Raw genomic sequence first — 5,614 nt, 5'->3', positions numbered from 1 at the left:
GCCGAGCCGTCGCACCACGCGGCCGCGCACCGGGGCGGGGACGTGGCGCCACTGCTCGAAGGCCCGTGCCGCCGCGGTGATCGTCGCATCGACCTCGGTGGCCGAGTGGACGGGCACATGCCCGAGCACGCTGCCGTCGATCGGGCTGGTCGCCGCGAGTGTCGCGCCGGCGGGCAGGGCGCTGTCGGGCACGGCGTCGGCGCCGCACTGCCTCAGCGCGGTCGCCGCGCGGTCGGCGAGATCGGTGGTCGCATTCATCGGTGAGCTCCTTCGCTGCTCGGATACCCTGCGCTGGTGCCCGAATCCTCGAGAAACGACTCGTCGAAGGAGTCGCTGGACGACATCGATCGGATGCTGCTGCGCGAACTGGTCGCCGACGGTCGCGCGACACTCGCGGCGCTCGCCGAGAAGGCAGGGCTGTCCGTCTCGGCCGTGCAGTCGCGGGTGCGCCGGCTCGAAGCGCGCAGCGTGATCCGCGGATACAGTGCGCGCGTCGATCCCGAAGCGCTCGGGCTGATGTTGTCGGCGTTCGTGGCGATCACCCCTCTCGATCCGTCGCAACCCGACGACGCGCCGGCCCGCCTCCGGCACATCTCCGCGATCGAATCGTGTCATTCGGTGGCAGGCGACGAAAGCTACATCCTCCTCGTGCGTGTCGAGTCTCCCCGAGCCCTCGAGCGGTTGCTGCAGGAGATCCGTGCGACCGCCGACGTCGCCACCCGCAGCACCGTCGTACTGCAGACATTTTACGAACGATAGGCCACCACGCCGTAAGTATTGCTGCGATAGTGGATTTGTACCGTTGATTCTCGCGTACGGTGGGGGCATGAGCACTGCATTCCGAAACCCGGACGGTGCCGAGAACTTCGCCCCCGACCGGGTACACGGCATCCTCGGCCGGCATATGCTCGCCGACGGTTTCGAGCTTGTCCTCGATCTCGATCGTTCCCGCGGAGTCCGCCTCGTCGACGCCCGGGACGGAACGACCTATCTCGACATGTTCGGGTTCTTCGCGTCGTCCGCGCTCGGGATGAACCACCCCGCGCTGACCGATCCGGAGGCAGCCCGCGAACTCGCCGCCGTCGCGGCGAACAAGCCCAGCAACTCCGACATCTACACCGTGCCCATGGCGCGCTTCGTCGAGACCTTCGTAAGGGTTCTCGGCGACCCGGCACTCCCGCACCTGTTCTTCGTCGACGGCGGCGGGCTCGCTGTGGAGAACGCGCTCAAGGTGGCGTTCGACTGGAAGAGCCGCCTCAACGAGTCCCGCGGTCTGCCCGCCCACCCGGGTGGTTCGGTGCTGCACCTGACCGGGGCCTTCCACGGCCGCACCGGGTACACGCTGTCGCTGACCAACACCGATCCGGTCAAGACCGACCGGTTCCCCAAGTTCGACTGGCCGCGGATCGACGCGCCCCGTCTCGCCGAGGGCCGCGACGTCGCCGCAGCCGAGGCGAAGGCCCTCGAACAGGCACGCCGCGCCTTCGCCGAACGTCCCCACGACATCGCGTGCTTCATCGCCGAACCGATCCAGGGGGAAGGCGGCGACCACCACTTCCGACCCGAGTTCTTCCGGGCGATCACGCAGTTGTGCCGGGAGAACGACGCCCTGGTGATCTTCGACGAGGTGCAGACCGGCGCCGGCACGACCGGTACGGCGTGGGCCTACCAGCAACTCGGTGTCACCCCCGACATCGTCGCGTTCGGCAAGAAGACGCAGGTGTGCGGGATCATGGCCGGCGAACGCATCGACGAGGTGCCCGACAACGTGTTCACCGTGAGCTCGCGGATCAACTCGACGTGGGGCGGCAACCTCACCGACATGGTGCGGGCCCGCCGCATCCTCGAGGTCGTCGAGAACGATCGGCTCATCGACCGGGCCCGGTTGAGCGGTGCGCATCTGTTGTCGGGGTTGCAGCAGCTCGCCGCGCGACGACCGGTGGTCACCGAGCCCCGGGGACGCGGACTGATGTGCGCCGTCGAACTCCCGACTCCGCAGATCCGCGACGAGGTGCTGCGGCGGCTGTACCGCGACGAGCACGTCCTCGTGATCGGGACGGGCACGCGCGGCATCCGATTCCGGCCTCCGCTCACGGTCACCACCCACGAACTCGACGAGGCCCTCGACGCGCTCGACAGGGTGACGGCGCAGTACGGATGACGGGACGGCTCCCGCTGTTCGAGACCGGACGGCGGTAGCTTGTCGGGCATGGCCGATGCACTGGACGAGACCGTAACCGGTGGCGAATCCTTCGCGATTCCGTCGCTCGCCAACCTGAGGGACATCGGTGGTTGCCCGAGTTCGTTCGGCGGCGCGGTCCGCACCGGAGTGGTCTTCCGCTCCACCGACCTCGGTCGCCTGACCGAGACCGACGTCGAGACTCTCGACGCCCTGAGCATCGCGACGGTCTTCGACCTGCGCACGATCGAAGAACAGCAGGCCCGCCCCGATCGCGTCCCCGACGGCGCCCGGCACCTCGGTCTCGACGTCCTGGCCGACCGTGAAGGCGGATCCATCGCGGCGACACTGCCGCAACTCGTGTCGAATCCGGAGTTGGTGTCGCAGACCCTCGGGGACGGTCGCGCCGCCGACTACCTGCGGCAGAGCTACCGTGATTTCGTCGCCCTTCCGAGCGCCGTGGCCTCGTACCGGACCCTGGCCGACACCGTGGCACACGGAGACGTGCCAGGGCTCGTGCACTGCAGCGCCGGCAAGGACCGCACCGGATGGGCGGCGGCGTCGCTGCTCCTGTTCGCCGGCGCCGACCAGGAGGCCGTGTTCGCCGACTACCTGCGCACGAACGACGAACTGCTGCCGCACTTCGACGACTTCTTCGCCCGGTTCGCATCGCTCGGCGGCGATCCCGAGCTGCTCACACCCCTACTCGGGGTGCGCCGCGAATACCTCGAGGTCGCGATCGACGAGGCGCTGTCGCGCTACGGAACCATCGAGCAGTACTTCGCTGCCGGACTCGGTCTCGACGACGACACCCTGCAGGCCCTGCGGACCCGGCTCGTCGATCCGAACGCGACCGCCTGACCGTCACCTCGGCGCCGGCGTGCTCAGGATCGGCACGGGGACCGGACCGTAGCGTCGCCATCGCGGTCCGGGTGCGTAGGAGCGCAATTCGTCGACCCGGCGCGCGATCGCCTCGGGGTCGGCGAGTTCGGCGCGAGCGGCGAGGTTGCCGAGGTAGTGGTCGAGCACGGCGTCGAGGAGTTCGGGTGCGATCTCGAACCGGCGCCGGTCGATGCGGGCAGTGTGGCCGGGGCCGCGCCGGGACGAGGGACGCAGGTCGCCGTCCTTGCGGTCGTCGATGATCCGCCACGGCAATGGAACCCGCGAACTCGTGGTGGCGCCACGCGCCGGTCGGGCGACGACCACGACGTAGAGCGGGTCGGCCAGTACTCCGGACGTCGATGCTTCCCAGGGGATCCAGGTGTCCGTGGCGTGATCGCTGAAGCGGATTCCCTCGGCGGAGAGTGCGATGTAGCCGGGGCGCAGTGTGTGTCGGGCGATGAAGAAGCAGTAGCCGACCTGCCATGAGCAGGCGAGGACGGTGAGAACGATGTCCTCACGCAGTCGCTGTTCGTCGGGCTCGCCGGTCAGCCAGATGAGACCGAGGAGCATGAGCGTGAATGCTCCGATCTGGACGAAAGCGATCCGGAACACCCAGGACGATTGCCGCAGAGCCAGCGCCGGTGCCGTGGAGTCGGTCTCCGCCGTGATGTGGTCCGCCTTCGTGCGAGGGCTGTACATGAAGTACCCGAGCACCGGATACATGAGAATCGTGGCGCTCAGAGCCAGGATCACTGACGAACCCCTGGGCAACTCGAGGGGAAGCCCTTGCACTGCCTGCTCGATCAGCACTCCCACGACGAATAGCAAGAAGAGAAGACCGACGATTCCGGTCCCGAGAATGACGACATCGGCACGCGAGTCGCCGTAGGTGCGGAGATCGTAGTCGTCAGAGGATGGCATCGAGTGTTCCTCGTCCCAGACGTGCCAATCCTCCGATGGAGGCACCGGCGAGTTCCTTGGTTGCGCTTGCAGCACTTCCGAGTTCGGACAACCCTGCAGTGAATGCCCCGCCGAACGATTTCGCGCTCGACTCGTAGAGGTTGTCGACCGCACCGGACGTGAAGATTCCGGCAACTGTGCCTGCCCCGGCGCCGAGCACGGCACCGAGAGCAGTACCCGCACCCGGAAGAATCGACCCGATAGCGCTCCCCACCGCCGCGCCGGTTGCTATCGAGGCTCCGAGGCCGAGTCCGTTGGAGACCACGGCTTGCTCGAGGGACTCACCACCAGCGAAATAGTCGAGCCCGACACCGGCGACGAGACCTAGGGCCCCCGCGGCCCGGCCGGCTGTCCGGGACATCGATGCCATGTCGTCGAGGCGTCCGGTGGTCGTCACCAGATCGTCGAGTGGTTTCCGCGCAGAACCGAACGTACGTCGTAGCTCGTCGTACGGTGTGTCCGGCGAAAGCGAGAGAAATCGCTCCATCTCACGGATCGCCTCGGTCCGGAGTTGTTGCTGCACCGCCTCGGCGACGTCATTCGCCTCCTGATATGCCGAGGCCCTTCGGAAAGCGACTTCGTCGTCACCCGGGGGAGGATCACCGATCGTGTTGCCCACGACCGGCAGTCCCGCGGCCGCGGCGCGAGCCCGGATGCCGGCCATGTCGGACAGGGCACGCGACAGTTCGCCCGCCAGGCCCGCGAAGACATCGGCGGTCCTCGATGTCCGCTCGTGGAAATCGTCGACGGCGTGGACGTGTTCGCTCGACCTGTCGAGGTAGGTCTCGGAAGCGTCGCCCTCCCAGGCGTCGTCGGCGATGCGACGCGCCCGGGCCGCGGCGTCGGCGACGTTCCCGATCGTGGTGCCCAGCGTGGTGCGGATCCAGTCCTCTACCCGTCGGATGTCCGCGGGGTTTCCGGCGATGAAGGTGTCGATCGGCACGGTCACTCCGACCAGGCCCGGACGAGCGCGGCGGCGGCTTCGTCGTCGGCTTCCCGGTACGTCTGTGCCGTGGTCGTCAGCAGGCCGCCCGTTCCGCCGAGGACCTCGACCGTGCCGGCGAGGTCGGTGACGATCTGCGCCAGCATGCCGGTGAGAGGGCCGGTCGCCAGACCCGCGTCCACGCTCGTGGGGCAGGTGCCGACGAGATCCGCGGTATCCGCGGCCGCACCCGTGTAGACGCCCGCGGCCCGATCGAGTTCGTCGGGGTCGACGTACAGGCTCATCGCGCGTCCCCGTCCGCCGGGCGTCTGCGTTCCGATTCGGGTATCGGGACGTCGAGCAGCAGAGAGTCCCACGGCTGTGCCTCACGCAGTCGCGGGAGCACGTGCGTGGGCAGCACCAGCCAGGGTTGCCCGGCGCCGCAACAGGAGTGGAGACGGTCGAGCGCCGTGTAGGCGAGCAGCGCGATGCGGCCGTCGCCGAGATACCGATAGTCGACGACGGCGTCGGCCGGATCCGGGACCGCGTCCGCGCACGGTAGATAGAGATACGGCGGAAGCACCGTCGGTAGTGCGTCCGCGACCTGTTCCTGAGACATTCGTTCCCCCGTGAGCAGCCTGTCCGACTCCCCCGTCGGACTGTCGGCGCGG

The 5,614-nt window shown here is 68.3% G+C and carries 8 protein-coding genes; 3 read left to right on the top strand and 5 right to left on the bottom strand.

Going from position 1 to position 5,614, the window contains the following annotated elements:
- The coding region (locus R1101_RS26950) for an aldehyde dehydrogenase family protein (RefSeq protein WP_037223674.1) at positions 1 to 258 on the bottom strand (258 nt) is incomplete at its 3' end.
- Positions 259 to 294: 36 nt separating this feature from the next.
- Here R1101_RS26950 and R1101_RS0115160 point away from each other — a divergent pair.
- From R1101_RS0115160 to R1101_RS0115150, 3 genes are all read left to right on the top strand, one after another.
- On the top strand, positions 295 to 759 hold the full coding sequence (locus tag R1101_RS0115160) for an Lrp/AsnC family transcriptional regulator (protein WP_016934244.1): 465 nt from the start codon (positions 295 to 297) through the stop codon (positions 757 to 759).
- Between the two features lie 67 nt (positions 760 to 826).
- Positions 827 to 2,161: an L-lysine 6-transaminase gene (lat, locus tag R1101_RS0115155; RefSeq protein ID WP_016934243.1), complete on the top strand. Its 1,335-nt coding sequence runs from the start codon at positions 827 to 829 to the stop codon at positions 2,159 to 2,161.
- A 48-nt stretch (positions 2,162 to 2,209) separates the two neighbouring features.
- Positions 2,210 to 3,040 (top strand): tyrosine-protein phosphatase, encoded by an 831-nt coding sequence (locus R1101_RS0115150; protein WP_016934242.1) that lies wholly within the window; start codon positions 2,210 to 2,212, stop codon positions 3,038 to 3,040.
- A gap of 3 nt (positions 3,041 to 3,043) precedes the next feature.
- Here R1101_RS0115150 and R1101_RS0115145 read toward each other — a convergent pair whose 3' ends face one another.
- The 4 genes from R1101_RS0115145 to R1101_RS0115130 form a co-directional block, all read right to left on the bottom strand.
- Positions 3,044 to 3,982 (bottom strand): hypothetical protein, encoded by a 939-nt coding sequence (locus R1101_RS0115145; RefSeq protein WP_016934241.1) that lies wholly within the window; start codon positions 3,980 to 3,982, stop codon positions 3,044 to 3,046.
- Complete coding sequence (locus R1101_RS0115140; protein ID WP_232284764.1) at positions 3,969 to 4,964, bottom strand: DUF3482 domain-containing protein; 996 nt, start codon at positions 4,962 to 4,964, stop codon at positions 3,969 to 3,971. Before R1101_RS0115140 ends, R1101_RS0115145 begins: the two co-directional genes overlap by 14 nt.
- Positions 4,965 to 4,966: 2 nt before the next feature.
- Positions 4,967 to 5,248: a hypothetical protein gene (locus R1101_RS0115135; protein ID WP_016934239.1), complete on the bottom strand. Its 282-nt coding sequence runs from the start codon at positions 5,246 to 5,248 to the stop codon at positions 4,967 to 4,969.
- On the bottom strand, positions 5,245 to 5,614 hold a 370-nt coding region (locus tag R1101_RS0115130), incomplete at its 5' end, for an SAV_915 family protein (protein WP_016934238.1). The genes R1101_RS0115130 and R1101_RS0115135, both read right to left, overlap by 4 nt.

This window comes from Rhodococcus sp. R1101, from assembly GCF_000278445.1.
Taxonomy (GTDB): Bacteria; Actinomycetota; Actinomycetes; order Mycobacteriales; family Mycobacteriaceae; genus Rhodococcus; species Rhodococcus gordoniae.
Note: the sequence above shows the minus strand (reverse complement) of the source record. Positions and strands in the feature narration are given on the sequence as shown.

What these genes read in the sequence shown, in the direction of transcription:
- lat (WP_016934243.1), top strand. Translation starts at nt 827, where the DNA reads ATGAGCACTGCATTCCGAAACCCGGACGGTGCCGAGAACTTCGCCCCC.
- R1101_RS0115150 (WP_016934242.1), top strand. Translation starts at nt 2,210, where the DNA reads ATGGCCGATGCACTGGACGAGACCGTAACCGGTGGCGAATCCTTCGCG.
- R1101_RS0115145 (WP_016934241.1), bottom strand. Translation starts at nt 3,982, where the DNA reads ATGCCATCCTCTGACGACTACGATCTCCGCACCTACGGCGACTCGCGT.
- R1101_RS0115135 (WP_016934239.1), bottom strand. Translation starts at nt 5,248, where the DNA reads ATGAGCCTGTACGTCGACCCCGACGAACTCGATCGGGCCGCGGGCGTC.